Here is a 26,092-nt window from a genome sequence, read left to right as displayed (position 1 = left end):
CACCAAGATAAGTTGACATAACTCAATCTCTACCGAGGGGCGAATTTACACCACATCTCGGACTTGATCCTGCGATAATCATTCTTTGGATCAACTGTTTATCAAATGCGCCGTAAAACCCCTTGATTCATCTATGGGGATATAAGGCGCTCACTGTTAGGCGAATGTTTTCTTTTTAGGTGTTATGCGGTATAATCTAAACATGACACAAAAAGCCTATAAATACCGTTTCTACCCGACAGCAGGACAAGGACAATTACTCTCTCGAACCTTTGGGTGTGTTCGCTATGTCTACAATTGGGGGTTACGACTCAAGACGGATGCCTATTACAAGGAGGGCAGACGCTTGTATTACAAAGATTTATCTGCTCAACTTACCGTCTTGAAACGGCAACCGGAAACGGTTTGGCTTAATGAAGTATCGAGCGTCACCTTACAACAATCACTTGCTCATTTGGATCGCGCCTTTCTTAACTTTTTTGAAGGACACACGGATTACCCGAAATTTCACAAGAAACACAACAAGCAGTCGGCTAGTTTCATGTCCTCTGCTTTTAAGTGGGATGGTAAAAACATCACTCTGGCAAAAATGAAGGAGCCGCTTGATATTCGATGGTCACGCTATTTTTCTGGCACGCCATCCTCAGTGACGGTATCGAAAGACGCCGCGAATCGTTACTATATTTCAATTCTGGTAGATGAACCAACGACTCCACTTCCGAAAATAGGAACACAACTCGGTTTGGACATAGGGCTTACCCATATGGTAATTCTTTCGAGTGGTGAAAAAATTGGCAATCCAAAGTTTTTCCGTAAAGACGAAAAGAAACTAGCAAAAGCGCAACGCCAACTCGCCAAAAAGCAAAAAGGTTCAAAGAACCGCGACAAAGCCAGAATCAAAGTGGCGAGAATACACGCTCGCATCGCGGATCGTCGCCAAGATTTCACGCACAAACTAACGACTAGGTTAATTCACGAAAACCAAGTGATTGCCGCGGAAAGTTTGCAAGTGAAAAATATGATTCGCAATCACAAGTTAGCCAAGTCCATTGCCGATGTGAGTTGGTCTGAACTCATCCGCCAACTGGAATACAAAGCGACCTGGCACGGGAGAACGGTCGTCAAGATCGATAAATTCTACCCTTCCAGTAAGCGTTGCTACGATTGCGGTCATATCATACCGAAAATGCCACTGAATGTCCGTGAGTGGACGTGCCCTGAATGTGGGAAAACGCATGATCGCGACATCAATGCCGCACAGAATATTTTAGCCGCAGGGCTTGCGGTGATCGCCTGTGGAGAAGCCGTAAGACCAGGGCGCAAGCAATCCTCGCGTCAAGGTAAGCTTCAACGAAGCAGGAAAGCCAACTAGTGATAGTTGGAATCCCCTGGATTTATCCATGGGGAGGAGGTCAAATGGCTCTACGAAAAGGAATCGACATTAAAGCAGCTACGGTCATCTCTGGTCTAGCTGATTTTCTTGATGGCTACAACAAGCGCAATGACATGAAGCCTATTTGTGAACGAATCGTTGGACATCCAGATACACATAAAAATGAATACATCGCCCGATCCGCAACATACTGGGCTGATGAAATCAATGTCCCGATTTTGATTATCCACGGTGCCAAAGACAAGCACGTCCCCGTTGAACAGGTAAGAGAATTTGTAAAAAAGCTAGGCAAGTACAAAAAAACACACACCTACATAGAGTATCCAGATGGAGAACACGGATTAAAACCATATGGACTAGAATATCAAGATAAAATTCACCAGTTCTTTAGGAAGTATATATAACTCAGAAATGGTTAGAGGCGATTCGAATGATTGCTGAAGGCGTCGTCATACAAGACAACAAAATACTTATGGTTCGTCAAAAAGTGAGTCGCGGGGCCATCGTTTGGAATTTCCCTGGTGGACAAATTGACCCCAATGAAACTCCAGAAGAGGCGTGTGTTCGCGAGTTGAAAGAGGAAACCGGATATGATGTGTTTGTCACCAAACTTATTCGTCAGTGCGTAGGCAAGTTCACCTTTGGCGTCACCATCGTGAGTGGTTCACTTCATCTTGATAAGACCCGACCCGAAAATGCGGATATTATAGAAGTTAAGTGGATTAATTTGGACGACGCCAAAAAAATCGACCGTATAACACGACCTGTTATTGACGAAATCATCGGAGGGCTAAGTTTGTGATTTCTTCATAAGCATAGGAACAAAGCATAAACTCTTGTTTATCCTTGGAGTACGCAGGTTTTGAACTTGATCGTGCTTATCCGCGTTTCAACTCCGTGTACAATTCAGATTTTATCGAAAGATAGTACGTGTTACGGCGTGACTAGTGGCAGCGTTAAACAACAAACCGCACTGAACAAAAGATGGCGCTAACACAAGAAACACACATCTCCAATTGAATGCCAATAAATTAAAACGAAATTCTTTAGGTAAACGAACCGCCTCGCTTCGCCCTGATTGAAAAATCTTTGCCCGCACCATGCGATCTCACCTCCGTGACCTATATCATCTGAAGAACAGGTTCAATGTGAAAACATCCGATCACCCAACCGGTGATCTTATTCAACATTCCCGCCATAGAGATGAACAAACGGCCATGCGGTTTAATCGTATGTTTATGCAAAATTTTGTTGTTCCACACATTTTGAACCCGTTCGTCCATCTTACACCACGAGGCCCTATCTCCGCCTTGTTCTCCATAGAGCAGGTTCTACCGCGTTCTCCTTAAAATAGAAGTTCATGAAGTTTCCAACCTTTTTTCTCCGTCTGGTGCGTTTGTATATTTCTATTCCACTGTAATCATGTTACTATTTAAAGTAATCAAAAAATATTTGTGATGTCAACATGGATGAACCGCAACTGAACGTTCCGCTACTGCGCCGACGTGTGCCAAATCTCACCGTGGCTGCCCGTTCCGTTGGCTTCACTGACTGGATGCAACCTCGATGAATTGATAATTCGTCCTAGTACGGCACGTATGATTGAAATCTGCATCAAGGTGGTTGATGTGATCTGCCCCACCGTACGCGGTTAAATTGTTGTAATCATCTGATTAAACCTGCATTGGACAGTTAACAAACTAAATTAGCCTTAATTCGTTACTGTGAACAAAAGGGGGATTAATCATGGAGATTCGCTGGGGAAAAACAAGGTCGACGAACTTCATACCTGACAATGTAAGGGAGGACGCAGCAGAGACCATTGTGCGTGAACGGCACTATGCAAGCGCAATCGACCAAATTATCGCAGAACACGCACAACAGGGCGGCTTTGACAATCTGGAGGGTAAAGGTAAGCCTCTTAACCTGGAAGGCAAGGTTCACGAAAACTATTACCTTTCTCGAGTCATGAAAAACGCAAACGTGCTTCCCCATTGGCTGGAACTCCAGCATGAAATCCGCGACATGCTGAAGTCTCTGATTGACGCAGTGGACAGGAACGCCACGCCAAACTTGGAGGCCAAAATCGCGGAAATCAACATCAAAATCAAGAAATACAATCGTGTCTGTCCGAACCCGTTGTTTGAAAAGCCCCATGTAACTGTGAAGAACTATCGAACTCAAGCCAAACAATTTGAGTAAGTTTATGTACCCCGAATAGACTTACGCTGTGGAAGTACAACGAAGCCTTCTGAGACGGACGATCTAAATGCTCAGCATTTGGAAGTCTATCAGATATCATGTCAGACTCAGTACGAAGCTATCCTGCCCAAGTGTGACATAAGTGACAAACTTGGCGTACTGCATGAACATGCAGTTTAGGCGTGTGATGCTTGCCAAGCACTTGCCTCCCGTAAACGCAGCAAGGCAACGTCTTAAGGTGCATTCTGTTTCATCCACATTACCATGAAGTCAAACAACTCGACAGAGTGACGTTCGACCTTTGGGAGTGACTTGTTGAATTGAATAATTGATTTCACGTTATCATCTACCGTCTTTGCCTCTATCAAATTTGCGTATCCAGGTACAACATCATTCAATGCTGTAAACAGCCTCTTTTGAGGCTCGATTAGATTCAAATGCTTTTCAAATTCTCTTCGTTCTCGTGTTGGGTCACTCTCTTTTCGTTGCCTTAAATCAGCCTCATTAGAGTACAGCACAAAATAAGCATCAGAAAATCCCATTGAACCATCTTCATTATGACTTCGGTAAAATTGTAGATTACGGGAAAAATCGATGATATATACCGTTACCGTCTGACATCCATCGTATTCAAAGGCCAAATGGAACACTGCAAGGGATCCTTTGGCCATACTTCTTCGAGTTGCAAAAACATTTTCTTTAGCTTCAATCCAACACAGTAGCCCGTCAACCTTCTATCCTTTCCGACGACTGGTTGCTTAGGTGTAGAAGGAGTTTTGATCCCTGTCTCAAAAACGGGGGTCAGTCCCCATACCCCAGTAGACGTGTTTTTTATCTGACATTAGAATTCCGAGTTACATTCCGATACGCAGAAGGTGATTGTCCAACTTGTTTTCGGAACACGGTCGAGAAATGTGCTACGCTTACGAATCCTACAGACACCGCCGCCTCGGTGACATTTAGGTTTGTTTCCTCTAGCAGTCGTTTCGCCTCCGCCAATCGAACTTGCAGCAAAAATTCCACAGGTGTGAACCCAGTCAATCGCTTGAAAACATGATGCAAATGATAGTGGCTGATGTGCAACGCCTCTGCCACTCCACCCAACGTAAACGGTTCAGAGTAATGCATCTCAATATACTCCATTGTTTTGTGCACGAGTTCCTCAGCTGGCCTGCGAAACTGGTCTGGGCGGCAACGCTTGCAAGTGCGAAACCCCGCCGCCATTGCTGCATCCACGGTCATAAAAACTAAAACGTTGTCCCTGTTCGGATCCCTGGACTTACAAGAAGGACGACAAAATATTCCTGTTGTTTTCACTGCATAAAAGAATTGTCCATCATAAGACGGATCACGATTGATGATCGCATTCCATTGTTCTTCTATCATGCGTTTCCCTCCTTCTGTGCCTAAGTATAGTTCCCTCGTTGCGGGATGATAAGGCATGCCGGATGAAAGAACAAGAATACGAAAGCCAACGATACGTTCCAACTGATAAAACTGATGATAAAGTCATCGATTCAAGGAGGAACCACCGTGAAGGCCAAAGATGTAGTAATGCTTCTGATTCTGTCTGCCCTTTGGGGTGGGTCGTTTTTGTTTATGCGCATCAGCGCACCCGCGCTTGGACCACTGGTACTCATCGAACTTCGTGTGCTTCTAGCCGCAATCACACTCATGATTTTTGCAATGATAACACGACATCGAATACAAATTCTCCACAAATGTTGGCAGTATTTAATACTAGGAGCAACAAACGCAGCGATCCCATTTACGTTGATTTCCTATGCAGAATTGCGCCTAGGCGCCGGTTTAGCGGCTATCCTCAACGCAACAACCCCCATGTTCACAGCCTTAGTCGCTTGGCTATGGACAAAGGATCGCTTTACATTGAAAAAATTTTCTGGCGTAGTCATGGGCATCATCGGTGTAGGCATCTTGGTTGGTGGGGGTTCTAGCGAACAGGGTTCGCACCTCTTGCGATCTGCGTCATTCTCCCTGCTTGCAGCGATTTTCTATGGAATCGCCGGAGTCTTCTCATCTAGGCATTTTAAAGGGGAGAGACCCATGGACATGGCGATTGGTCAGCAAGTAGCCGCAAGCTTGCTACTCATACCTTTTAGTCTGAACGCGCTGCCACACGTGATTCCGTCCCGAGTTGTGCTCTTCTCAGTGCTTGGGTTGGCCGTATTCTGTACAGCTGTTGCCTACTTGTTTTATTTTGCTTTAATTCACAGGGTTGGCCCGGTGAAAACACTGACCGTCACCTTCCTAGTACCTGTGTTCGGAGTGATTTGGGGTGGACTATTTCTGAGGGAGGCTGTTACGATTCGATTGGTGATCGGTCTGATCATCCTATTATTCAGCGTCGCGTTTGTAGTTCATATCCGTTTCACGAAGCCCCGAACGAGTGAAACAGTACCATGAATAGTTTCGAAAAATAGGCGAGTTTATGGTACATAGTACTTGTTCATTATTCGGGTGCCCACGGCCAACGCCGCGCTATTATGAAACCGAACGCCAACCCGCCACTCATATAAAATCCCCGCACTGCGCGGAGACCTACCTTCTACCACAGAAATGCGAGCGCAAAAATCCACGCGAAAGCGAATCTCCCTAAAATACGTCTCTACGATCTACGTCATACGCATGGTAGTATGCTTCTCGAACAAGATGTAAACATCAAGGCCATCAGTGAACGATTCGGAACTAAATCGACCTCTTCCTACGATTCCATTTTTGTCCAAAAAGAAACTAGTCCAAAACTAGGACATAAAACAAAATCGGACTGCATACCCTGTGGGGGTACAGTCCGATTTTCCTAGATCTATCAAGGTTTTCCGTGGTGGAGATAAGCGGATTCGAACCGCTGACCCCCTGCTTGCAAGGCAGGTGCTCTACCAACTGAGCTATATCCCCAAGTTGTCTGGTGGGCCTAAGAGGACTTGAACCTCTGACCTCACGATTATCAGTCGTGCGCTCTAGCCAGCTGAGCTATAGGCCCTTGCGTCGTGCGACATGTGTTAATATAGCATATCATGCGCTCACAGTGCAAGGGCTTTTCTCAACTTTGTGGAGGAAACAGTAGAACCTTTTTTCATCGCAGTTTTTTATTCCGACAAACTCGTCCTGCTGCGTTGAAAAATCACTATCAGAATGGTTCACTCCATCGCGAAATGAAACGCGTGTCTACACCCGAGATCCGTCCTACCAACTCGTACGAGTTGGAGTACTCGTCGCCCTTTCCTAACACCCTTCACGAGTCGTAACACCCGACCAAGTTGTAATACAGGCAAAGGCTCGTACCACTCAGCACAACTCCGTAACTACCGACGAACAGAGCGCCATTCCTGGTCAGACGGCAGCCGGTGTATCTTCCATCGGAGGTTCTGGATTCCAGGCGACAAGGCTTCCGTCCTCGTCCACGTGATAAATCTTCACTTCATCCCCGACAAGCGCAAATTCCATAAAACAATTCCAACAGTAGAATTGATTGTTGCCGATCTTTCCAATATCTCGGCAATTGCAATGCGGACAGCGTTCCACGTCAGTCACCTCTTTCATTCTGCTTTGGCATCCTCAGAATAACCATTTTTTCCATTTCCTAATCGGCCCGAGCGAATCTGATGCACCGCTTCACAGAACGCATCTACCGCATAGTCTACTTCTGCATCGGTCGTTGCACTTGAAAAACTGAATCGCACAACCTCTCTCGCCTCACGCTGCGACATTCCGAGCGCCTTCATGACGTGAGAAGGTTCTGCAGAACCCGCTGAACACGCTGACCCGCTCGACGCAAATACGCCACGCAGATCAAGGTTCATAAGCAGCACATCCGCCTTGATCCCCACCACTCGCACACTTACAATGTGCGGCGTACGAATCTCCGGAAGTTGCCACAAAACCCCATCAATTTGCGCAGATGCATGTCGAACAAATCGATCCGACAGTGCCTTTATCTGCGCGACACGAGCTTCAAAGTGCTCTGTTTGCAAAGCGAAAGCAGTCGCCATCCCACTTGCGAGCACAACACTCTCTGTGCCGCCCCGCCGCCCACGCTCCTGTGTGCCTTGCGGATAGAAAGGATCAAACGACACACCCGCGCGAACATAGAGTGCACCCACACCGACAGGTCCAAAAAGTTTATGTGCGCTAAAACTCACGGCATCCACAGGCACCGCGTCAAGATCCACGCGAAGAAACGCTGGCGCCTGTACGCCGTCAACGTGGAAAGGAATCCTCCGTCCGCGAAGCACACGGCCAAGTTCATCAATTGGCGCAACGGCCCCCGTCTCATTGTTCACCCACATCACACTGACAAGACACGTATCGTCGCGCACCGCTTGAAGCACATCCTCCGCGTGAATCAGTCCATCTGCGCGCGGATTCACAAGCGATACTTCATATCCAAGCCGTTCCATTACCAAAAGCGTACTTAGCACCGCGTGGTGTTCATACGCTGTGCTGACGATATGGCGGTTTTTACTACTCGTTGCAAGGCCTGTGATGCCAAGATAATCCGCTTCCGTTCCACCACTCGTAAAGATCAACTCATCTTTGCGGCAGTGAAGCGCTTGAGCCAACTCTGCACGCGCACGCTCCAACAATTGGCGAGCGCTGCGTCCTTTTCGGTGTAAACTCGAAGGATTTCCGGACGTTTCATCCAAGCTCTTCATCATCTTCTGACGAACTTCCAAAGAAAGGGGGGTCGTAGCCGCCGCGTCAAGATAAGCGGTTTCCATGAACACCCTTCTTTCACGTATCAAATATAAAACATATAGCCATTCTTACTGTCTTTACCATACAATTCAACAAGGTCCGCAAGGGTTGTCGTGCGCAATACCTCATCAATTTTATCTTGCAAAGAGAGCCAGAACGCCTCAAGTCCATCTCCCGTCTCTTCGACGATCGCGATCGGACCCTCCAATACATGAAGCACGTCTCCCGTAGTAATCGCCTCAGGAGGACGTGCGAGGGTATAGCCACCGTACGCACCGCGTACACTTTTAACCATTCCCGCATTTCGCAGCGGTGCGATTAACTGTTCGAGGTAATGGTCGGATAGACCTTTGCGCTCTGCGACCGACTTCAAGGATACTGGTCCAGATACGCCTGACACAGCAAGGTCTACCATGAGAAGCAGGCCATAGCGACCTTTCGTCGAGATCTTCACGCTCTACACCTCTGAATCGATACACTCATACATCCTATCGTTGCCAGTATACCATACCCTAAAACCGAAATTGTGAGCGTTCTGCAACCTTTTATACGATTTTAGACAGGATTTTCTCCCTTTTCATCCATTGACCTTCCATGTTTTCGCGGATGGACACGCTGTTCAAGCCCTTCAGTACTGGGCGCATAAAAAGTTTCCCGCTCAAGCGGCGACGGAAGATAGACCTGCTTGACGTGATGATGCGGATAATCGTGAGGGTAGCGATACGTCACATTTCCATCATCCTCACGTGGGTAACTCTTATCGCGCAAATGAAGTGGCACCGCCGCGTGCGGATGTGCCCGAATTGCCGTTTCAACCTTGCCAAGCGCGACGACGATACTGTTTGACTTTGGCGACTCACACACAAAGACAATCGCCTGGGCAATCGGAATGCGCGCCTCGGGCATCCCGACCACATCGAGCGCCTGCCACGCCGCCATCGCCTGAAGGAGCGCCTGCGGATTCGCCATGCCGACATCCTCGCTGGCATGCACGATCATCCTCCGAACGGGGATGCGTGGATCGACTCCTGCATCTACCATCCGCATAAACCAGTACACCGCCGCGTCACTGTCACTTCCGCGCAGAGACTTTCCAAACGCGCTCAGCATGTCATAGAGCGTCGATTCATCCACCGCGCCGCGCGCCTCTTCAAGAATCCGCTGCACAGTCGCGCGTTTTACGCGCACAACGCCGTCGCACGACTCAGACTGATACACCGCCCACTCAAGTGTCGTCAAGGCGCGCCTTACGTCACCGCCACTGAGCGCGAGGAGCAGATCCCGCGCATCATCCTCAAGCAAAACCCCGCGCCCGCCAAGACCGCGCGTCTCATCGGTAAGCGCCTGCTCTACCGCCAAGCGCAGGTCATCCTGTGTCAGCGGTCGCAATTGAACGATCTGCAGCCGACTCAAAAGTGCCGGCGTGAGCGCCATGCGCGGGTTTTGCGTCGTGCTCCCGATCAAGTGCACAACCCCGCGTTCGACAGCTGGGAGCAGCGCGTCCTGCTGTGTCTTTGTGTAGCGGTGAATCTCATCAATAAAAACGAGCGTCTGAATGCCGTAGAGACGGCGCTCTTCATCCGCCTGTGCAAACACCTCACGCAATTCCCGCGTGCCGGACGAGACCGCAGAGAGTTCGATCAACCGTGCATCCGCCCGATTGGCCATCAGTTTCGCAAGCGTCGTCTTGCCCACGCCCGGCGGCCCCCAAAGAATGACAGAGCGCAAAAAGCCAGCCTGCATCGCGCGATGAATCAGCGTTCCCGGCCGTAAAAGGTGCTGCTGCCCATAGAATTCATCAAGCGAGCGCGGACGCATGCGCTCCGCCAGCGGAATCGATTCATCCATCGCGCATACGCCCCTTTCGTTTACGCGCTTACACTGCGGGACACAGCCAATAGCGTCGCTTCAATCGCTGCATCATCCACGTCCACATGGGTGACAAAACGCACCGTCGTCTCGCTAAAATCCGTCGCCAGTACGCTCTCTTTCGCGAGTCTCTGCAAGAAATCTGCCATGCCCACCGACAGTCCTGAGATGTCTGCAATCACGATGTTCGTCTCGACATCCTCGGGACGAATGGATACTCCAGGAATCTGCGCGAGCCCTTCGGCAAGACGCTTTGCCCGCCTGTGATCATCCGCCAAACGATCGACCATCGTGTTTAGCGCCAAAAGCCCTGGCGCCGCAATCACACCCGCTTGACGCATCCCGCCACCCAGCGCCTTACGCCACTTGCGCGCGCGCTCAATCCACTCACGCGACCCCGCGAGAAGCGACCCGATCGGCGCGCCGAGCCCCTTTGACAAGCATACCTGCACCGTGTCGACGGCGGCGGCGAATTCCCGCACCGCGATGCCTGATGCGACCGCAGCGTTAAAGAGACGCGCCCCATCGAGATGCACAGGCACCTGATGCGCCTGCGCCAGCTCGTACACTTCCTTCATGTAAGAAAGCGGGAGAATCGCGCCGCCTGCCCGGTTGTGCGTGTTTTCAAGGCAAATCAATTTAGTCTCTGGATAGTGAATGTTGACACCGCGAATCGCCTTCTTGAGTTGCGAAAGAGGCATCTGACCGCGCACCCCTGGCAGTGTCCGCGCCTGAACACCCGCGAGCGCGGCCATTGCGCCGACCTCGTAATAAAAGATGTGCGACTCCGCCTCAAGGATTACCTCGTCGCCTGGACGCGCGTGTGTGAGAACCGCGATCTGATTGCCCTGCGTGCCACTCGTCACAAACAGCGCCGCTTCTTTTCCAAGCATTTCAGCCGCCGTCTCCTCAAGTTTCAACACGGTGGGATCTTCGCGGTAAACGTCATCTCCGACTTCCGCCTGCGCCATCGCGTGACGCATGGCAGCCGACGGGCGCGTCACCGTATCACTTCGCAAATCAATCATTTCTGTGTAGCCTCCGTTTCAATGGCAAGTTCAAGATGAAGCGTCTCCAACTGCTTTTGCTCAACCGCTGAAGGCGCCATCACCATGACGTCCGCGCCAGACGCCGTTTTCGGAAACGCGATCACATCCCGCAGCGACGACTGCCCGGCCAAGATCATGATGATCCGATCGAGTCCAAACGCAATTCCACCGTGCGGCGGCGTCCCATACTCGAACGCATCGAGCAAAAAACCGAATTGACTGCGCGCATCTTCCATTGTAAATCCAAGCGTCTGAAACATCTTTTCCTGCACATCGCGCTGATAAATACGCATCGAGCCACCGCCGATTTCATAGCCGTTCAAGACCATGTCATACGCCTGCGCACGTACACGGCCAGGATCTGTCTCAAGAAGCGGCAAATCTTCCACATTTGGCATCGTAAAGGGGTGGTGCTCCGCCACGAAGCGCTGCGCCTCTTCGTCATACGAGACAAGCGGAAAATCGGTGATCCAGGCAAACGCAAAGATCGATTCATCGATCAACCCAAGCAGCTTGCCGAGATGCACGCGCAATGCGCCAAGCGCGTCTGCCACCACTTTCTTTTGATCGGCCACAAACAGAATCAGGTCGCCGACCTTTGCGCCAGTATGCGCGACGACCGCCGCAAGCTCTTCCTCTGTGAAAAACTTCGCGATCGCAGAGCGCACTCCCGTTTCTTCCACGACCATCCACGCGAGCCCCTTCGCTCTGTAGCGTGCGGCAAATTTGCCGAGATCATCAATCTCTTTTCGGCTAAACGTCCCGCATCCCGGCGCGACAAGCGCCTTGACCTCGCCGCCTTTTGCAAGCACGTCTGCAAAGACCTTGAAAGAAGCATCCTTTACAACCGGAGCGACATCGCACAGTTCCATGTCGAAACGCAAATCCGGTTTATCTGAGCCAAAGCGCGCCATCGCGTCGTGATAGGGAATCCTCTGAAATGGAAGCGGCACGGTTACGCCAAGCGTTGTTTGCATCAATTGCGCAACCATGTTCTCCATCATGGTCATCAGTTCTTCTTGCGTTAAAAAGGAGGTCTCAATGTCGATCTGCGTAAACTCCGGTTGCCGATCGGCGCGCAAGTCCTCATCGCGAAAGCAGCGCACAATCTGAAAATACCGCTCAAATCCACCGACCATCAGGAGCTGCTTAAAAAGCTGCGGCGACTGTGGCAACGCATAAAATTCGCCCGGATGAACGCGCGACGGCACGAGGTAATCGCGCGCGCCCTCTGGCGTGCTGCGTGTGAGCATCGGCGTCTCAACCTCGATAAACTGACGCGTATCAAGGAATTGCCGCACGAATTGCATCACCTGATGGCGAAGGCGAAACGTGCGCAACATCTCCGGTCGCCGCAAGTCGAGATAGCGATAGCGAAGGCGCACCATCTCATCGACGTCGCCCCCGTCTTCCAGCAGAAACGGCGGCGTCTTTGCCCCATTCAAAATTTCAAGCGTTGTGACCTCTACTTCAATCTCGCCCGTCTCGATTTTCGGGTTGACCGCATGCTCTTCCCTCGCTACAACGCGGCCCATTATGCGCACCACGTACTCACTGCGCAACCGATCAGCGAGTTCCAACGCCTCTGCGTTGATGTCTTGCCGAAACACCAATTGCGCAATACCCGTTCTGTCCCGCAGGTCAATAAAGATGACACCGCCCAAGTCCCGCCGGCGCTGAACAAATCCTGCCAGCCGCACCGCACTTCCCGCATGCTCTCGTCGAAGTACCCCGGCGCCATGCGTCCTCATCTCGGTCACTTCTTCACGTTGTCCCGCACGCGTGCCACTCATCATCGCTTCCACGTTTATTCCCCTCTCCATCCTATCGCGAAAGTAGCGCGAGAACCGCTTCGACACACGCATCCTCACTCACTTGATTTTGCTCTTTTGTCATCAAATCGCGCAGTGTCACCGCACCATTCGCGACTTCCTCATCGCCAAGAAGAACGGCTACGCGCGCGCCGAGGCGATCCGCCGTTTTCATCTGCGCCTTGACCCCCCGCCCGGCATAGTCAAGATCCGCCGTGACGCCCGCTTTACGCAGAAGGGACAGCACCCGCAGTGACGCGTCAAAAATTGTCAGATCGCTCCCGAACGTCACGATGTACGCATCGATTTTCGCCGCGCCTTCCTCTTCTTCCTGCACAGCGCGCGCGAGCAGCAAACGCTCAACGCCCCCGGCAAATCCAATCCCCGGCATGTCCGGACCGCCCAACTGTTCAACAAGTCCGTTGTAACGCCCGCCGGCGAGCAGCGTGCTCTTTGCCCCGATACGATCATCGACGAACTCAAACGTCGTTTGTGTATAGTAATCGAGACCGCGCACAAGCGTCGAATCCTCGACGTAGCTCACACCGAGCACATCAAGATTGTGCTTCACTGCGCTGTACTGCGTCTGACAATCCGCGCAAAGGTATTCCGTAATGCGCGGGCTGCTTTTCACTTCCGGGCGATCACGATCTTTTTTGCAATCGAGGATGCGCAACGGATTCTTTTCAAAACGCCCTTGGCAGTCCGCGCAAAGCGAACCGCGAATCGGCGCCAGGTGCGCGATGAGCGCCGCACGGTGCGCCGCGCGACACACCGGACAGCCCACAGAGTTTAGTTCAAGCCGCGCGTCAGCCACACCCGCCTCTAAAAGAAAGCGTGCGCCAAGTTCAATCACTTCCGCGTCCACGCGCGGATCGGACGAGCCAATCACCTCGACGCCATACTGATGAAACTGGCGATTGCGCCCCGCCTGCGGCGCTTCATAGCGAAACATCGGACCTAAGTACCACAGCTTCGCCGGGAGTGGCCCACCATACAGCTTGTTCTCGACAAATGCGCGCACGACGCCAGCCGTTCCTTCGGGACGCAGCGTGACCGACTTTTCACCGCGCGTGACAAACGTATACATCTCTTTTTGAACAATATCGCTCGTATCTCCGACACCGCGTTCAAAAACTTCAGTGTGCTCAAAAATTGGTGTGCGCATCTCTTCAAAGTGATAGTGCGAAAAAAGCGTGCGCGCCAAATCCTCCACAGCTTGCCACGCAGGCGTCTCACTCGGTTTTATGTCATACGTTCCGCGCGGTCGTGCAAAATCCGCCATCGCCATATCCCCCAGCCCTCATTTTGTACACAAAAAAGCACCCGTCCCGAGGGACGAGCGCGCTGCGCCCGTGGTGCCACCCTATTCACTGTGCACAAATCACGCACAGCTCTCCATCGGATAACGGGAGGTCCCGGTTGCGCTTTTCGGCTGCGCCGTACTCACGTAACATCTCAGAGGTGTCCTTCTCAAGGACGCATTTGGCGAGCCGACTCTCAGTCACGTTCGTCTCTCTCTGTGCCTGCGTACACCTGATACTCTTCTCTTCATCGATCTCATTTTGATTTATCGTATAGACTACTGCTTCAAACACGATCTGTCAATGCGCCGCGCCAATCTGCTCGCAAATCCGAATCAACGCGCGCTCTTTAACCGCAAGTACACGCTCGATCGCGTTCACATACGCGAGTGGTTCACGCGGATTGTCGTGACGAGTAATCCGGCGCGTCACGGGCTCAACCCATTTGCTGGCCGCGCCGCCGCCAAGCGCAATGATCGTCTGCGCCTCTTCAATAATCGCGATGTTATAGATGCCCTCAAAGCCCGGCTTGGCATATCCGACATTCTCCAGATTGCCAAGGATGTCTCGTTGCCGATAGAGATAATAAGGCAGCAGTCCCGCGCTGCGCACTGCGTGATCCGCCGCGCGCATCATCAAAAGCATCGCCTCGTCATCCGGCACAACGAGGCTCTCCCGCTTCTCCGTCACCTCTGATGAACGTTTAAATGAGAGCGTGTGCAGCGTCACCGAGTCAGGATCGAGCGCGAGCGTTCGCTCCACAGAATATGCCACATCGTCTCCCGTCTCACCAGGCAGCCCCAAGATTAGATCCATGTTGATGTTGCGAATGCCCGCCTCTCGCACGAGCGCAAAGCGGCGATCAATGATTTCCGGCGAGTGACCACGCCCCATCATACGCAGCGTGCGGTGGTGGTACGATTGCGGATTGACGCTCACGCGATCCACGCCATACTCCGCCATAGCCGCCACCCGATCTGGTGTGATCGTATCCGCCCGTCCCGCCTCGACACAAAACTCGCGCCAAGCTCCGCCCACCTCCGTACGCAGAGCATCAAACAAGCGTCTCATCTCATCAGGACGCAAACTGCTTGGCGTCCCACCGCCCACGTATACCGTGGTCACCCCGACGCGCTTTTCCCGCAAAACGCGTCCCACCATTTTGATCTCCTGAAGAAGCGCGTCAAGGAACGTAAACGCATAGCGCGCCTTGTCGACCATAGAATACGCAGGAAACGTACAGTACGCACAGTGCGTCGGGCAAAACGGAATGCCGATGTAGATGCTAACCTCGCGGTCGAGCGTTTCCAAATCAGGCACGGCCGCGCGCTCGCGCACCGCGATCTCAGCTGCGAGTGCCGCACGCTCCGGTGAGACGAGATACTCGCGCTGTAACCGCTCACGCAATGCTTCCTCGCTCTTTTGTCCCGCTTGCCGCTGCCACTCGTGAAGGAGCTTCACTGGGCGCACCCCTGTAAGTAACCCCCACGTCAACCGCCTTCCCGTTGTCGCGGCGAGCGCCTCGTGCAAGGCAAAACGCAGCGCGCGTTTCATCAGTACACGCAGTTTTCGATCCGTGTGCGGATCATCAGAGCGCAGTGTTTCGACCGTCACAGAAGAAGTCGAAGGCAATGGCGTTTCGCTCGTCACACTCGACGTCAAAGGCCGCTGCTCGCTCTGCCCTATCCGCTCACCCCGAGAGAGCTTGCGTGTCGTCTCGCGCAAAGCGCTGAGCCCATTCACCATTTCCCGAAGCGTCACTGTCGCGCACACGTCCGCCGCAGTGCAGACGATGGATGCGACAATCGCCAACTCATCTTGCGCAAGCGCAGCGTCAGTAGCAGGTGCCCCGCTCGTGAACTGTGCTCCCGGCAAAAAAAGTGAAACCAACAGTTTAACGTCTGCGGTAAAGAGCGGATCGACCCGCAGCCACACCCGTGCAGTCACTCTTGTGACCCCCGTTTGACAATGATTTGCGCGACGCGTTCTTCAGTAAATCGACCAATGACGGCACTTCGTGTCATGCCGGCTGCGCGCAGTTCTTCGACAAGCTGAGGCGCAAAAGCGGCTGGCAACGCGAGCAACAGACCACCAGACGTCACCGCGTCTGCCAGCACCGTGCGCACCACCGCCGGAACATCCTCCGCAAACGTCGTCGCCTCCCCTACAAACAGCAAATTGCGCTTGCTGCCCGCCGGGACAAGCCCTTGTTTCGCGTAGTCGATCGTCCCCGCACAAATCGGCACCGCATCCGCGTCAAGCAAAAGCGTCCGCCTTGCGCCGCGCGCCATTTCCAGCGCGTGACCCAGCAGTCCAAAACCTGTGACATCCGTCACGCCATGCACATCGTAGCGTTTCGCAATCTCCGCCGCCGCACGATTGAGCATCTTCATCCAGTGGATCGCTTCCTCCGCGTCCGCCTCGGATGCGACCGCTTCCTTGATCGCCTTCGTAATGATCCCGGCGCCAATCGGCTTTGTCAACACGAGAACGTCGTCCGCCTGCGCGCCTGCGTTCGTCCAAATCTTCGCCGGATCAATAAGGCCCGTAACGGCCATGCCGAACTTCGGATCGACATCATCAATCGAGTGCCCGCCAAGCAGCGTCGCCCCCGCCTCGCGCACTTTATCCGCGCCACCGCGAAGAATCTCCGCGAGCAATTCATGCGGCAACGTAGAAATGGGAAACCCGACGATATTCAGCACCGTAAGCGGCGTTCCACCCATCGCGTAGATGTCACTCAGGGCGTTTGCCGCAGCGATCTGGCCAAACGCATACGGATCATCCACAATCGGTGTGAAGTAATCTACGGTCTGTACGAGCGCCAGAGAATCACTCAGTCGATAGACCCCTGCGTCATCCGACGTCTCAAGTCCGACCAACAGGTCAGGGTTGGGAAGGTTCGGAGGTAAAAAAGATAGAACATGCTGAAGGTCCGCCGGACCGATTTTGCATCCTCAGCCAGATTTGTCCGTGAGAGTCGTCAGGCGAATCTTCTCACGCGCATCCCGTACAGGCGTTTGCGATTCCGCGGACGAGTTCGTCGCGCTGCCACGCAAAGATGGTTCGGACATCAAAAATCACCTCCTCTTTCATAATCCGCGCGATAATCGGCGGTGACTGCGCGCGCAGTCGTTCAAGCAACGTTTGCTCAGACACACCTACAACGTGTAACGCCACACCGTACGACGGTAAATCTTCACTCGGCAACGCGCCGCCGCCCACTTGCGATTCAACACGCGTGACGCGCACGTCAGCGACGACCCCTTTACCCTGCGCGGCGAGACTTTTGCGTAGCGTGTCAGCGAGACGATCCGCGTCATCCCGAAGATCATCCACTGCACGCGTCATCATGTGAAGCGTCGGTACGCGCGAGCGCGCAATCTCCTCATCGCGATAGAGTCGCAGCGTCGCTTCAAGCGCCGCGAGCGTCAATTTATCCACGCGCAGCGCGCGCAAAAGCTGATTTTTTTTCAAGCGATCTAGATAGCGTTTCTTGCCGCAAATGATCCCGGCTTGCGTTGCGCCGAGCAATTTATCACCAGAGAATGACACGACGTCAACGCCCGCCGCAATACTCTCGCGCACCGTCGGCTCCTCGCCAATTCCCACCTTTTTAAGATTAAACAGCGAGCCGCTCCCCAGATCCTCGTAGACGGGTACATCCCGCGCGTGTGCAAGCTTGACCAACGCGTCAAGCGAAGGTTTATACGTGAACCCGAGCATTTTAAAATTGGAGGCGTGAATCCGCAAGACAAGTGCAACGCCCTCATTGAGCGCGTTCTCATAGTCGCGCTCATGCGTCTTATTCGTCGTGCCAACCTCGACCAGTTGTGCGCCGCTCTCGCGCATAATCTCACTCACGCGAAACGATCCGCCAATCTCGATGAGTTCACCGCGCGAGATGGCGACTGGCACCCCGTTTGCCAACTCGCGAAGAATCAGAAATACGGCAGCCGCGTTGTTGTTGACGACCAGCGCCGCCTCCGCGCCAGTCAAATCGCAGATTACCTTCTCCACATGGTCATACCGCTGACCTCGCTGACCTGTCTCCAAATCAAGTTCCAGATTGCTATACCCCATCGCGCTCTCCTGAACGGCCGCGATAGCCTCTGCGGCGAGCGGCGCCCGCCCCAAGTTCGTGTGAAGGACGATGCCCGTCGCGTTAATCACGGCGCGCAGGTGAAGTTGCGCTTGCCTCGTCAACACGTCTGCCGCAATGCGCAAAATGGCGGGCTGATCCCAAGACTCAAGGGTCCCCCCTTCGCGTAGCGCTGCGCGCGCCTGACTCAGCGCCGCCTGCAAAGCGCGCACCACATCCGTGCGTGCGTAAACGTCACACCACGACGCCACAACAGCCGACTCCAGCAATTTATGAACCGCTGGCAACTGTCGAAATTGAGTTGTATCCATGCCTCATTTCATTCCTTTGTCATACCCGCTGCGCGCAAAAGCGCCACACACCCATTTTCTTTAGTATAACAACGATCGATTGCGATTGCACAGCGCGCGGCACCCGCCACATCCTTTTGCGTCGACCCTACATTTTTGAGATGATAGTACGCGTTCACAATCAGCTACTCATTTTGCAGGAGGCACGTTGAATCAATATGAACGTTAAACGATCTATTTCACAGTCAGAGAGCTGGTACGAACGCGCCAAAGAGAGCATCCTCGGCGGTGTCAACAGCCCTGCGCGCTCCTTCAAATCGGTTGGCGGCCATACGCCTGTCACCATGGCGCGCGCACAAGGCGCATACCTCTACGATGTCGACGGCAATCGCTACATCGACTACGTCTGCGCTTATGGACCCATCATCACAGGACACGCGCACCCTGCCATCGCAGAAGCGGTCGCAAACGCCAGCCGCGAAGGCTATCTGTTTGGAACGCCAAGCGTGTGGGAGCCTCTGTACGCCGAAAGGTTGAAAGCGGCCATTCCTGAGCTTGAGCGCGTGCGCATGGTCAACTCTGGAACCGAAGCGGTGATGACAACCCTCCGCGTGGCGCGCGCCTACACGAAGCGTTCGCGCATCATCAAGTTCGCAGGGTGTTATCACGGACATTCAGATGCCGTTCTCGTCGCGGCAGGTTCCGGCCCTTCTTCTGTCGGCGTACCTGACAGCGCGGGTGTTCCTGCATCGACCGCACAAGAAGTCATCACGGTGCCGTTCAATGATGTCGCCTCACTGCGACAGGCAGCGTCCCATTATGGCGAAGAAATTGCAGCCATTCTGATCGAGCCAGTCGTTGGCAACTTCGGAATCGTCACACCACACCCAGGTTATTTAGCCGAGGTTCGCCGCGTCGCAAATGAACTCGGCGCGGTGCTCATCTACGATGAGGTCATCACCGGGTTTCGTTTTCGCTACGGCGCCGTCGAGTTTGACGATGTAAAGCCTGACCTTTATGCATTCGGCAAGATCATCGGGGGCGGCTTGCCGATCGGCGCATACGGTGGCCGTCGGGAGATCATGGAGCAGGTGTCGCCGCTTGGCCCTGCGTATCAGGCGGGTACGATGGCTGGAAACGCCATTTCACTTCGGGCTGGACTCGCATGCCTCCAGTTGCTTTCCGACACAACCATCTATGAGCGCATGGAAACGCTCGCAAAACGTCTCGAATCAGGCCTACTCGCGCGCGCGCGTGCGCACGGCGTGGCGGTGACGGTGAATCGCTATAAAACGGCGTTTACCCTATTCTTTGGACCAGAAAAAATTGAAAACTACGCGCAAGCAATGGACACCAACAGCCAACAATTTTCCGCATTTTTCCACCATTTGCTCGAACACGGCGTTCACCTCGCGCCATCCAAATACGAGGCGTGGTTCCTCACGACAGAGCACACCGAAGCGATGATCGATGAGACGCTCGCCATTGCCGACAGCGCATTTGCCGCAATCCGCCCATAAAAATAGCCATCCCGCAAAACTTGCGCGAAACGGCGATCGTCGATGATCACCTGAAAAGGAGTATTTTCCTGTTCAGGTGATCGTTTCATCTTGTTATTCGGGGAGAAAATCGCGCACCCGCTCGTGCATCGCTGAAAAGGGCAGATACCCTGTCACTTCACAGACCATCACACCACACGCATAGACGCGCAGCGTTGGAATCACCCGCATCTGAAGTGCGTCAGCCACCGCGCGGTCGACATCGGTATCGATCCGCAAAACAGGCGCAGATGGGCCATACCATTGCGCGAGTTCGTCAAGCAGCGCTTCCATTCTGTGCGACGACTCATCCCACGACGCCACGCATGCGACAATCACATATGGCGTGCGCTCGTACACCTCGCGCCACGTCGAGAGGGTGATCGATTTGCACGAATCCCCCAACGCATACACCTACCTCAATAACCCATTCCGCTCAGACCGCAACGACTTCGAGAATCTCGGGTACGGACTGTTTAATCGCTCGCTCGATCCCCATTTTCAGGGTCATGGTCGACATCGGACAGCCACTGCATGCCCCCAACAAGTGAAGGGTTACGATGCCGTCATTCACATCGATCAGTTCAACATCCCCGCCATCAGACTGAAGTGCTGGACGCAGATGATCTATGACTGCCTCTACACGTTCAAACATTCCGCATCCTCCTTCACTTACAAAAAGTATATCACATGTTCATCGCATTGTGCAGCGAATCTGTACGAAAAGCCGGATTACAGAGCGTGTTTCGCAACCCTCTCATCCGTCGCGTCACTGCGTAAAAACCCACGCGTGACATCATCGAGAGATCCTTCCTGCGGATCGAGAAAAACGACCAAAAACCGCTCATCTTCAACGAGCGGGCGCTGTGCCACTTCCAATTGCGCGAGTGGCAAAAGATAGATCAAACCTTCTTCTCCGCGCACGATCACTTCCTGTCGACTCGCGAGCCCTACGGTATCCGCCGTGCGCTTCGCATCCGCCACGAGAGTGCCAAAAAGCTCCGAGAGTTCCGGGTCATACGTTTGATCGCTCGCCGAGATCGTTCCGTTTTCATCAATGATCATAAATCCAAGCACCGAAGGATGCGCCAGGCGTTCGGCCAGATACGCTCTAAGGTCTATCGCCGGAAGCGGTGGTTCTTCGATCATTTCAGAAACTGCGCGCGCCGGTTCATTCTCTCTGTGCGTCGACTCATCCCCTACAAGCGCCGACTCTGACGCTTGCGACAAGACGCTGAGTCCCAAAACATGATCCTCAGAGAGCGCGGCAAATGATGCGTCCACGTCTTGTTGCAAAAGAATCATCGGGCTTGCCTGCTCTATGTCTTCGTGAACCACGTCCAGTCGCTCGTGCGCGTCTTCCTGGCTCGCGCGAAGTGCGCGCAGCACTTCACGCGCGTCGCGCTGCTCCGCGTGCTCATGAGGGTGGGACAGCGGTTCTTCGCGCACGGACGAGCTATTATTTTGTGCTGGCCCATCCGCAATTCCATCCGCGTCAAGCGATGACAACGTCTGTCGCTTGCTCGCCTCGCGCGGCGTCTCTCCACGGCGGATTTGCCGTATCGACCACACGATGAGAATCACGGCGACGAGCACGATCACAACAATGCCAATCACAAAATAGAGCATACTACCACTCATGCGAAACCTCCTTCACACGCCTCATTATGGGTGAACATACCACAGGCCCAACTCATCGGGCAACCCAAGATAACAGCCTTCGCATGAACACCGAGAACGCGCCCGGTCGCAAGCGCCAAGCGCACGCGCCAAGGAGCACGACCGAACCTGCGAGGTACACTGTCAAAAACAAAAACCACGAGCCAGAGCTCGCCAGATGATGCGCATCGACCGACGAAAAGAGGGAGGCTGCCAAGGTGTTGTGATAAACCGGAGTAATCAGCCCGAACCGCTCAACGATGCTCGCCAACATAAACAGCGGATTAAGCGCATAACAGAGCGTCGCAGCGTCTGTCCACGCGGACGCATCCGGATTGTGCGCAGCGACCCCGTCGATCAGATAGCCGGCAATCCCTAGCAAAATATAGATGACGGCAACTGTCCCATATGACAGAACGGTCGCCCAACCTGTCCGTTGGATGAAGGTGGACCAAAATACACTGATTGTTGCAATCGCGCCAAGCGTCACGAGTTGAAGCCAAAACACCGCGATCACTTGTGAAGGAACGACGCCGCCAAACAAAAAGACGATGCTGTAGAGTGGCAGGGTCATTACGATGAGCAGAGAAAGAAACGAAATCGATGCGAGCCATTTTGACACAATGATCGTGAGCGGCGTGAGCGGCGTCGTAAGCAAAACGGTCAACGTCTGCCGCTCGCGCTCGCCACTGATGACCCCGGCCGCAATGCCTGGCGTGACGAACGAAATCATCGCCAATTGTAAATAGGATAAAAAAGTGAACAGTTCTGCCGTGCGTGTCGGTTGCAGCAGCAGCGTCTGACCCTGAACATTCAGATACATGAAGATGAATGCGATGGCTCCCATTGCCAGGAGGTACATGGAAAGCGCGAGAATGGAGCGCACCGAGCGCATGCGTTGGCGCAACTCTTTGCGTATCAGCGGGTTGCCAAAGGTCTGCAAAAGGATCCCTGAACTCTTTGCAACCACCGCGCGCGTCACCACGGACACTTCCACTGGCCGAGATCTATTTTTACGCCTCATACGACGCGACTCGCAGGCAGCGCGTTTTCTGGCTGCGCGATTTGCGCAGACTTTGTGTCACTCTCGGTGAGACGCAAAAACAGCTCTTCAAGACTTCCGGCCACTTCAGATACCCCTTTAATCGCATAGCCTGCGAGTGACAATTCCCGAATCAACTCGACTTGTTGCCGTTCGCTCCCAGAAAACAACACCTCGACACGCTGCTCACCTTGCACAACCACTTCTGTTACCAGCGGGTTAGGGCGAAGACGCTCACCGAGCAATCTCCCGCCTTCAAGCAACTCAAAACCGAGCATGCGTTGTCCATTGGCGCGCGCCGTCACAATCTCGACTGCCGCACACGCGACGAGAGAACCGTTTTGAATCACGCCAATCTCATCGCACATTTCCGCGAGTTCAGGCAGAATATGCGAACTGATGAGCACCGTCTTGCCTTGATCGCGCAATCCTTTGATCAAGTCTTTCATCTCGATGCGCGATCGCGGGTCAAGCCCTGAGGCTGGCTCGTCCAAGATGAGGACAGGCGGATCGTGAATCAAACTGCGGGCGAGTCCCAGCCGCTGTTGCATGCCGCGCGACAATGTATTCACATACGCATCCACTTTGTCCTCAAGATTGACGCGATGAAGAAGATCTCGGGTGCGAGATTCGATCAGCGATTCTGCAACGTGGTAGGCCGTGCCATAAAACGCGAGGTATTCGCGCACGGTCAGATCATCGTATACCCCAAACGAGTCGGGCATGTATCCAACCTGCCGCCGAACGGCAGACGGATTTCGCGTAACCTCCTCCCCGCCGACAAAAGCCCGTCCCGATGTTGGGCGAAGCAGCGTGGCGAGAATCGACAAAGTGGTCGTTTTTCCCGCTCCATTCTCTCCGACAAATCCAAAGACTGTGCCATCCCGCACGTCTAGGTTTAAATTTTTTACCGCTTCAAAGCGACCATACTTCTTACACAAATTTTCAATTCGAATCATGCGTATTCACTCCGCAACCTTAGTCACGTGAACCAATTCCCGAACAACCCACTGCGGTGAAGCAGAGAGCACTGCACCATCCGGATAGAAAAGTTTGGGCTCGACATGCGACCAACCGATCAAAATCGCTTGCGACGGAAGGGATGGCGATGCGAGTTCATTGACGAACTCAAAAATGGAGCGACCAACCCCAGACGACGAACTCGGAAGCGCATTTGCGAGTTGCAATGCAAATGGAACCTTCGTTGAATCCGTGAGTACAGTCTGAACGTACGTGGTGTGCCCTGCACGCAAGGAACCCAACATGATCACTTTGCCATGAATCACCAGCGCAAGATCGGTGTATGAGCTTGTCGTCTGATTCGTGACGGTTCCATAAATCTCATTTTTTGTGCGATACAGTGTCGTTTTAAATGCACCAAAGCGGCGCATGACACCTGCGACAAACGCGTAACGTCCTGACCAGGCGCGCACTTCAGAGAAATTGAGCAAGGAACCGGATGGCAAAAAAGTCGTAGTCGTCTGTTTTGGCAGCACATCCGACTCACTAAGCGGCACAGCATATGTGCCGGACGGGGTCGAAACGCTATAGACCCTTGTCTGCGGCGACATGAGCGCCTCCACCCCTGTCGCCTCAGCCATGTGCGGATCGACAATGTCGATAAGTCCGATGCTCTGCGTGAGAATGCCGTTCGGCCTCACCAGAATCCCATACTCATAGATGGCCCCTGCGACAAACACCGAAAGGATCGGCAGAATCCACCAAGCACGCCCATGTTTACGATTGCGGCGCAACAAAACATACAGCCCCGGTCCCGCAGCGAACAGATAGAGCAAAAAAATGGTAGCCCACAGCCAGAGTGGCGGCGCGTGGAGTTGTGGAAACTGCTCCGCGGCAGTCACTAACGACCACGATCCGCTCGCGCCAAAAAGATCAAATCGCGCGCGCGCCAATTGGGTGTGCAGCGCCTCAAACAATGCGGTGTAAAACATCGTGTTCCCAGCCCACGACAGGAGGAGCGGGGATGCCGGGTTGAGTCCCACATACGCTATGATTCCTCGTCCATACGCGCGATCAGCCACGAGCGCGTGCTTCGCGTCACCGATAATGACGCGGCTGTCGCTCGTCGCTATGCCGAGTAATTCAGGTAGCGGCCCCGACATCGGAGGAGCGCCTGCAAATGTGGCGAGCGCTGTCCCTTTGCTGTCGATGACAACCTGCGGGGTCACTGGACTGACACTTTGAAATGGCAGTGTTTGTCCAGCGTTCGGTTGAACCCCGCCAAGGATTAAAACGCCCCCCGCTTTAACCCAGTCGAGGATGGCATGCACTTGCTGTGTGCTAAGGGCGCTCGCCACCTCGCCGTCGAGATAGAGGTTCGACAAGCTTTGTAGCAACATGCTATGCGCCGGAATTTGCTCTGGCGTGAGATAGGCCGTAACCATTTGGACGGCTCCACTGTTCAGCGTTACGCCAGCCAGCGACTGTACAGCTTGTGGCGTGGTGCTGACCATTCCAGTCGGTGATGTCCCGAGTGTTGACACGCCTGCGAGACGCGTGAGCGCCTGCGAGACGCCATTTACAACGAATGACAGCACTGCGTGATTGTTCAACATGTTCCCAGGGATTGCGATGGTCGTTTTCACGGTACTCTGCGGCAAAACGGTGAGCGGCCATTTCAGCAATCCGCCAAACGGGGCGTGATGTGCAATGGAGAAAGACAGATCTCCGGTCAGTCGGGCACTGCCGCGATTGACGACGGTTATGCGAACAGGCACCCACGTCTGTGGGTTATAGTAGCTCTGAAAGCCGACGCTTGAGCGAAGAGTGAGCTGCGGATTTTGCATGCTTGCAAGCGCGACAGAGCCGCTTGAAACAAACAAAATGACGACCCCCACAATGATCGCAAGCACGCGGTTCATCCATGTGTAACGCCTAGCCATAAAATGCGCTCATTTCCATTCAGTTTGTCCTATTGTAGCATGCAAACACGCCCTTGCGAACTCTGCGCCACGCGTTCTTCTACCAGCGAATGTTTAGGCGCATCGAAACGTCTAGCGCGAAACGCGGTGAGTGAGCCTGAACGCATCGAGTAGGAGGGGGCGCCTAGCCCCCGACCTCTCACACCACCGTACATGCGGGTCCGCATACGGCGGT

Annotated in this window: 26 protein-coding genes and 2 tRNA genes; 6 read left to right on the top strand and 22 right to left on the bottom strand. The window is 53.4% G+C overall.

The window, feature by feature from the left end; all coding sequences use genetic code 11:
• Nucleotides 1-184 precede the first annotated feature (184 nt).
• From tnpB to AYW79_RS10595, 4 genes are all read left to right on the top strand, one after another.
• Complete coding sequence (gene tnpB / locus AYW79_RS10610; RefSeq protein ID WP_335583216.1) at nucleotides 185-1,372, top strand: IS200/IS605 family element RNA-guided endonuclease TnpB; 1,188 nt, start codon at nucleotides 185-187, stop codon at nucleotides 1,370-1,372.
• Between the two features lie 44 nt (nucleotides 1,373-1,416).
• Nucleotides 1,417-1,797: an alpha/beta hydrolase family protein gene (locus AYW79_RS10605; RefSeq protein WP_067565417.1), complete on the top strand. Its 381-nt coding sequence runs from the start codon at nucleotides 1,417-1,419 to the stop codon at nucleotides 1,795-1,797.
• A gap of 26 nt (nucleotides 1,798-1,823) precedes the next feature.
• A complete protein-coding gene (locus AYW79_RS10600) occupies nucleotides 1,824-2,195 on the top strand; it encodes an NUDIX hydrolase (protein WP_067565414.1) in 372 nt (123 codons plus the stop codon).
• 944 nt (nucleotides 2,196-3,139) lie between these two features.
• Entirely contained in the window at nucleotides 3,140-3,595 is a 456-nt protein-coding gene (locus tag AYW79_RS10595; protein ID WP_067953083.1) for a DnaJ family domain-containing protein, read from the top strand.
• Nucleotides 3,596-3,828: 233 nt separating this feature from the next.
• Here AYW79_RS10595 and AYW79_RS10590 read toward each other — a convergent pair whose 3' ends face one another.
• Nucleotides 3,829-4,245: a hypothetical protein gene (locus AYW79_RS10590; protein WP_067565411.1), complete on the bottom strand. Its 417-nt coding sequence runs from the start codon at nucleotides 4,243-4,245 to the stop codon at nucleotides 3,829-3,831.
• 181 nt (nucleotides 4,246-4,426) lie between these two features.
• A complete protein-coding gene (locus AYW79_RS10585) occupies nucleotides 4,427-4,981 on the bottom strand; it encodes a bifunctional transcriptional activator/DNA repair enzyme AdaA (protein ID WP_067953085.1) in 555 nt (184 codons plus the stop codon).
• Nucleotides 4,982-5,128: 147 nt separating this feature from the next.
• Here AYW79_RS10585 and AYW79_RS10580 point away from each other — a divergent pair, with 147 nt between their 5' ends.
• Nucleotides 5,129-6,019, top strand: a complete 891-nt coding sequence (locus AYW79_RS10580) for a DMT family transporter (protein ID WP_067953087.1) — start codon at nucleotides 5,129-5,131, stop codon at nucleotides 6,017-6,019.
• A 416-nt stretch (nucleotides 6,020-6,435) separates the two neighbouring features.
• Here the strand turns inward: AYW79_RS10580 and AYW79_RS10575 are convergent.
• The 13 genes from AYW79_RS10575 to AYW79_RS15570 all read right to left on the bottom strand — a co-directional run bounded on the left by AYW79_RS10575 (nucleotide 6,436) and on the right by AYW79_RS15570 (nucleotide 18,915).
• Nucleotides 6,436-6,511: transfer RNA gene (locus AYW79_RS10575), tRNA-Ala, on the bottom strand.
• Nucleotides 6,512-6,519: 8 nt separating this feature from the next.
• Nucleotides 6,520-6,596 (bottom strand) — tRNA-Ile (locus tag AYW79_RS10570).
• A gap of 350 nt (nucleotides 6,597-6,946) precedes the next feature.
• On the bottom strand, nucleotides 6,947-7,156 hold the full coding sequence (locus AYW79_RS10565; RefSeq protein ID WP_067565405.1) for a hypothetical protein: 210 nt from the start codon (nucleotides 7,154-7,156) through the stop codon (nucleotides 6,947-6,949).
• Nucleotides 7,153-8,334 carry a cysteine desulfurase family protein gene (locus AYW79_RS10560; protein WP_067565402.1) on the bottom strand — a complete coding sequence of 394 codons (1,182 nt, stop codon included), beginning with the start codon at nucleotides 8,332-8,334 and terminating at the stop codon, nucleotides 7,153-7,155. Before AYW79_RS10560 ends, AYW79_RS10565 begins: the two co-directional genes overlap by 4 nt.
• Before the next feature lie 20 nt (nucleotides 8,335-8,354).
• The gene (locus AYW79_RS10555) at nucleotides 8,355-8,765 is read right to left on the bottom strand and encodes an RrF2 family transcriptional regulator (protein WP_067565399.1); all 411 of its coding nucleotides are present in this window, start codon (nucleotides 8,763-8,765) and stop codon (nucleotides 8,355-8,357) included.
• Between the two features lie 101 nt (nucleotides 8,766-8,866).
• Nucleotides 8,867-10,159, bottom strand: a complete 1,293-nt coding sequence (locus AYW79_RS10550) for a replication-associated recombination protein A (protein ID WP_067565395.1) — start codon at nucleotides 10,157-10,159, stop codon at nucleotides 8,867-8,869.
• A 20-nt stretch (nucleotides 10,160-10,179) separates the two neighbouring features.
• On the bottom strand, nucleotides 10,180-11,208 hold the full coding sequence (gene ltaE / locus AYW79_RS10545; protein ID WP_067565392.1) for a low-specificity L-threonine aldolase: 1,029 nt from the start codon (nucleotides 11,206-11,208) through the stop codon (nucleotides 10,180-10,182).
• Nucleotides 11,205-13,025 carry an aspartate--tRNA ligase gene (gene aspS / locus AYW79_RS10540; RefSeq protein ID WP_418251491.1) on the bottom strand — a complete coding sequence of 607 codons (1,821 nt, stop codon included), beginning with the start codon at nucleotides 13,023-13,025 and terminating at the stop codon, nucleotides 11,205-11,207. The genes ltaE and aspS overlap by 4 nt, the downstream gene beginning before the upstream one ends.
• A 28-nt stretch (nucleotides 13,026-13,053) precedes the next feature.
• Complete coding sequence (gene hisS, locus AYW79_RS10535) at nucleotides 13,054-14,325, bottom strand: histidine--tRNA ligase (protein WP_335339626.1); 1,272 nt, start codon at nucleotides 14,323-14,325, stop codon at nucleotides 13,054-13,056.
• Nucleotides 14,326-14,644: 319 nt separating this feature from the next.
• Nucleotides 14,645-16,291: a coproporphyrinogen dehydrogenase HemZ gene (gene hemZ, locus AYW79_RS10525; RefSeq protein WP_067565384.1), complete on the bottom strand. Its 1,647-nt coding sequence runs from the start codon at nucleotides 16,289-16,291 to the stop codon at nucleotides 14,645-14,647.
• Nucleotides 16,288-17,337, bottom strand: coding sequence for a selenide, water dikinase SelD (gene selD, locus AYW79_RS10520; protein ID WP_231877824.1), 1,050 nt, complete (start codon nucleotides 17,335-17,337; stop codon nucleotides 16,288-16,290). The genes hemZ and selD overlap by 4 nt, the downstream gene beginning before the upstream one ends.
• Nucleotides 17,338-17,341: 4 nt before the next feature.
• Nucleotides 17,342-18,757, bottom strand: a complete 1,416-nt coding sequence (selA, locus tag AYW79_RS10515) for an L-seryl-tRNA(Sec) selenium transferase (protein ID WP_067565378.1) — start codon at nucleotides 18,755-18,757, stop codon at nucleotides 17,342-17,344.
• Nucleotides 18,758-18,765: 8 nt separating this feature from the next.
• On the bottom strand, nucleotides 18,766-18,915 hold the full coding sequence (locus AYW79_RS15570; RefSeq protein WP_156481835.1) for a hypothetical protein: 150 nt from the start codon (nucleotides 18,913-18,915) through the stop codon (nucleotides 18,766-18,768).
• Nucleotides 18,916-18,954: 39 nt separating this feature from the next.
• On the opposite strand from AYW79_RS15570, the gene AYW79_RS10510 reads away from it, so the two are divergent.
• Nucleotides 18,955-20,256 (top strand): glutamate-1-semialdehyde 2,1-aminomutase, encoded by a 1,302-nt coding sequence (locus tag AYW79_RS10510; RefSeq protein WP_067565375.1) that lies wholly within the window; start codon nucleotides 18,955-18,957, stop codon nucleotides 20,254-20,256.
• A 93-nt stretch (nucleotides 20,257-20,349) separates the two neighbouring features.
• On the opposite strand, the gene AYW79_RS10505 is transcribed toward AYW79_RS10510, so the two are convergent.
• The 7 genes from AYW79_RS10505 to AYW79_RS16095 all read right to left on the bottom strand — a co-directional run.
• Nucleotides 20,350-20,679 (bottom strand): thioredoxin family protein, encoded by a 330-nt coding sequence (locus AYW79_RS10505; protein ID WP_179123012.1) that lies wholly within the window; start codon nucleotides 20,677-20,679, stop codon nucleotides 20,350-20,352.
• 31 nt (nucleotides 20,680-20,710) lie between these two features.
• Complete coding sequence (locus AYW79_RS10500; protein WP_067565369.1) at nucleotides 20,711-20,929, bottom strand: NifU family protein; 219 nt, start codon at nucleotides 20,927-20,929, stop codon at nucleotides 20,711-20,713.
• A 77-nt stretch (nucleotides 20,930-21,006) separates the two neighbouring features.
• Entirely contained in the window at nucleotides 21,007-21,915 is a 909-nt protein-coding gene (locus AYW79_RS10495; protein ID WP_067565367.1) for a roadblock/LC7 domain-containing protein, read from the bottom strand.
• Nucleotides 21,916-21,967: 52 nt separating this feature from the next.
• Complete coding sequence (locus AYW79_RS10490) at nucleotides 21,968-22,957, bottom strand: ABC transporter permease (protein ID WP_079289955.1); 990 nt, start codon at nucleotides 22,955-22,957, stop codon at nucleotides 21,968-21,970.
• Complete coding sequence (locus AYW79_RS10485) at nucleotides 22,954-23,934, bottom strand: ABC transporter ATP-binding protein (RefSeq protein WP_067565361.1); 981 nt, start codon at nucleotides 23,932-23,934, stop codon at nucleotides 22,954-22,956. Before AYW79_RS10485 ends, AYW79_RS10490 begins: the two co-directional genes overlap by 4 nt.
• Before the next feature lie 6 nt (nucleotides 23,935-23,940).
• Entirely contained in the window at nucleotides 23,941-25,878 is a 1,938-nt protein-coding gene (locus tag AYW79_RS10480) for a hypothetical protein (RefSeq protein WP_143216111.1), read from the bottom strand.
• 29 nt (nucleotides 25,879-25,907) lie between these two features.
• Nucleotides 25,908-26,092, bottom strand: a 185-nt coding sequence (locus AYW79_RS16095; RefSeq protein WP_231884541.1) for a hypothetical protein, incomplete at its 5' end; no start/stop codon positions are given.

The sequence above is a fragment of the Ferroacidibacillus organovorans genome, assembly GCF_001642725.1.
GTDB classification, from domain to species: Bacteria; Bacillota; Bacilli; order Alicyclobacillales; family SLC66; genus Ferroacidibacillus; species Ferroacidibacillus organovorans.
Note: the sequence above shows the minus strand (reverse complement) of the source record. Positions and strands in the feature narration are given on the sequence as shown.

Coding starts and splice junctions, on each gene's coding strand:
- AYW79_RS10550 (WP_067565395.1), bottom strand. CDS start 10,159: ATGGATGAATCGATTCCGCTGGCGGAGCGCATGCGTCCGCGCTCGCTT.
- AYW79_RS10585 (WP_067953085.1), bottom strand. CDS start 4,981: ATGATAGAAGAACAATGGAATGCGATCATCAATCGTGATCCGTCTTAT.
- AYW79_RS10485 (WP_067565361.1), bottom strand. CDS start 23,934: ATGATTCGAATTGAAAATTTGTGTAAGAAGTATGGTCGCTTTGAAGCG.
- ltaE (WP_067565392.1), bottom strand. CDS start 11,208: ATGATTGATTTGCGAAGTGATACGGTGACGCGCCCGTCGGCTGCCATG.
- hisS (WP_335339626.1), bottom strand. CDS start 14,325: ATGGCGGATTTTGCACGACCGCGCGGAACGTATGACATAAAACCGAGT.
- AYW79_RS10605 (WP_067565417.1), top strand. CDS start 1,417: ATGGCTCTACGAAAAGGAATCGACATTAAAGCAGCTACGGTCATCTCT.
- AYW79_RS10510 (WP_067565375.1), top strand. CDS start 18,955: ATGAACGTTAAACGATCTATTTCACAGTCAGAGAGCTGGTACGAACGC.
- AYW79_RS10600 (WP_067565414.1), top strand. CDS start 1,824: ATGATTGCTGAAGGCGTCGTCATACAAGACAACAAAATACTTATGGTT.
- tnpB (WP_335583216.1), top strand. CDS start 185: ATGCGGTATAATCTAAACATGACACAAAAAGCCTATAAATACCGTTTC.
- AYW79_RS10500 (WP_067565369.1), bottom strand. CDS start 20,929: ATGTTTGAACGTGTAGAGGCAGTCATAGATCATCTGCGTCCAGCACTT.
- AYW79_RS10560 (WP_067565402.1), bottom strand. CDS start 8,334: ATGGAAACCGCTTATCTTGACGCGGCGGCTACGACCCCCCTTTCTTTG.
- aspS (WP_418251491.1), bottom strand. CDS start 13,025: ATGATGAGTGGCACGCGTGCGGGACAACGTGAAGAAGTGACCGAGATG.
- AYW79_RS10495 (WP_067565367.1), bottom strand. CDS start 21,915: ATGAGTGGTAGTATGCTCTATTTTGTGATTGGCATTGTTGTGATCGTG.
- selA (WP_067565378.1), bottom strand. CDS start 18,757: ATGGATACAACTCAATTTCGACAGTTGCCAGCGGTTCATAAATTGCTG.
- AYW79_RS10595 (WP_067953083.1), top strand. CDS start 3,140: ATGGAGATTCGCTGGGGAAAAACAAGGTCGACGAACTTCATACCTGAC.
- AYW79_RS10480 (WP_143216111.1), bottom strand. CDS start 25,878: ATGGCTAGGCGTTACACATGGATGAACCGCGTGCTTGCGATCATTGTG.
- AYW79_RS10490 (WP_079289955.1), bottom strand. CDS start 22,957: ATGAGGCGTAAAAATAGATCTCGGCCAGTGGAAGTGTCCGTGGTGACG.
- AYW79_RS10565 (WP_067565405.1), bottom strand. CDS start 7,156: ATGAAAGAGGTGACTGACGTGGAACGCTGTCCGCATTGCAATTGCCGA.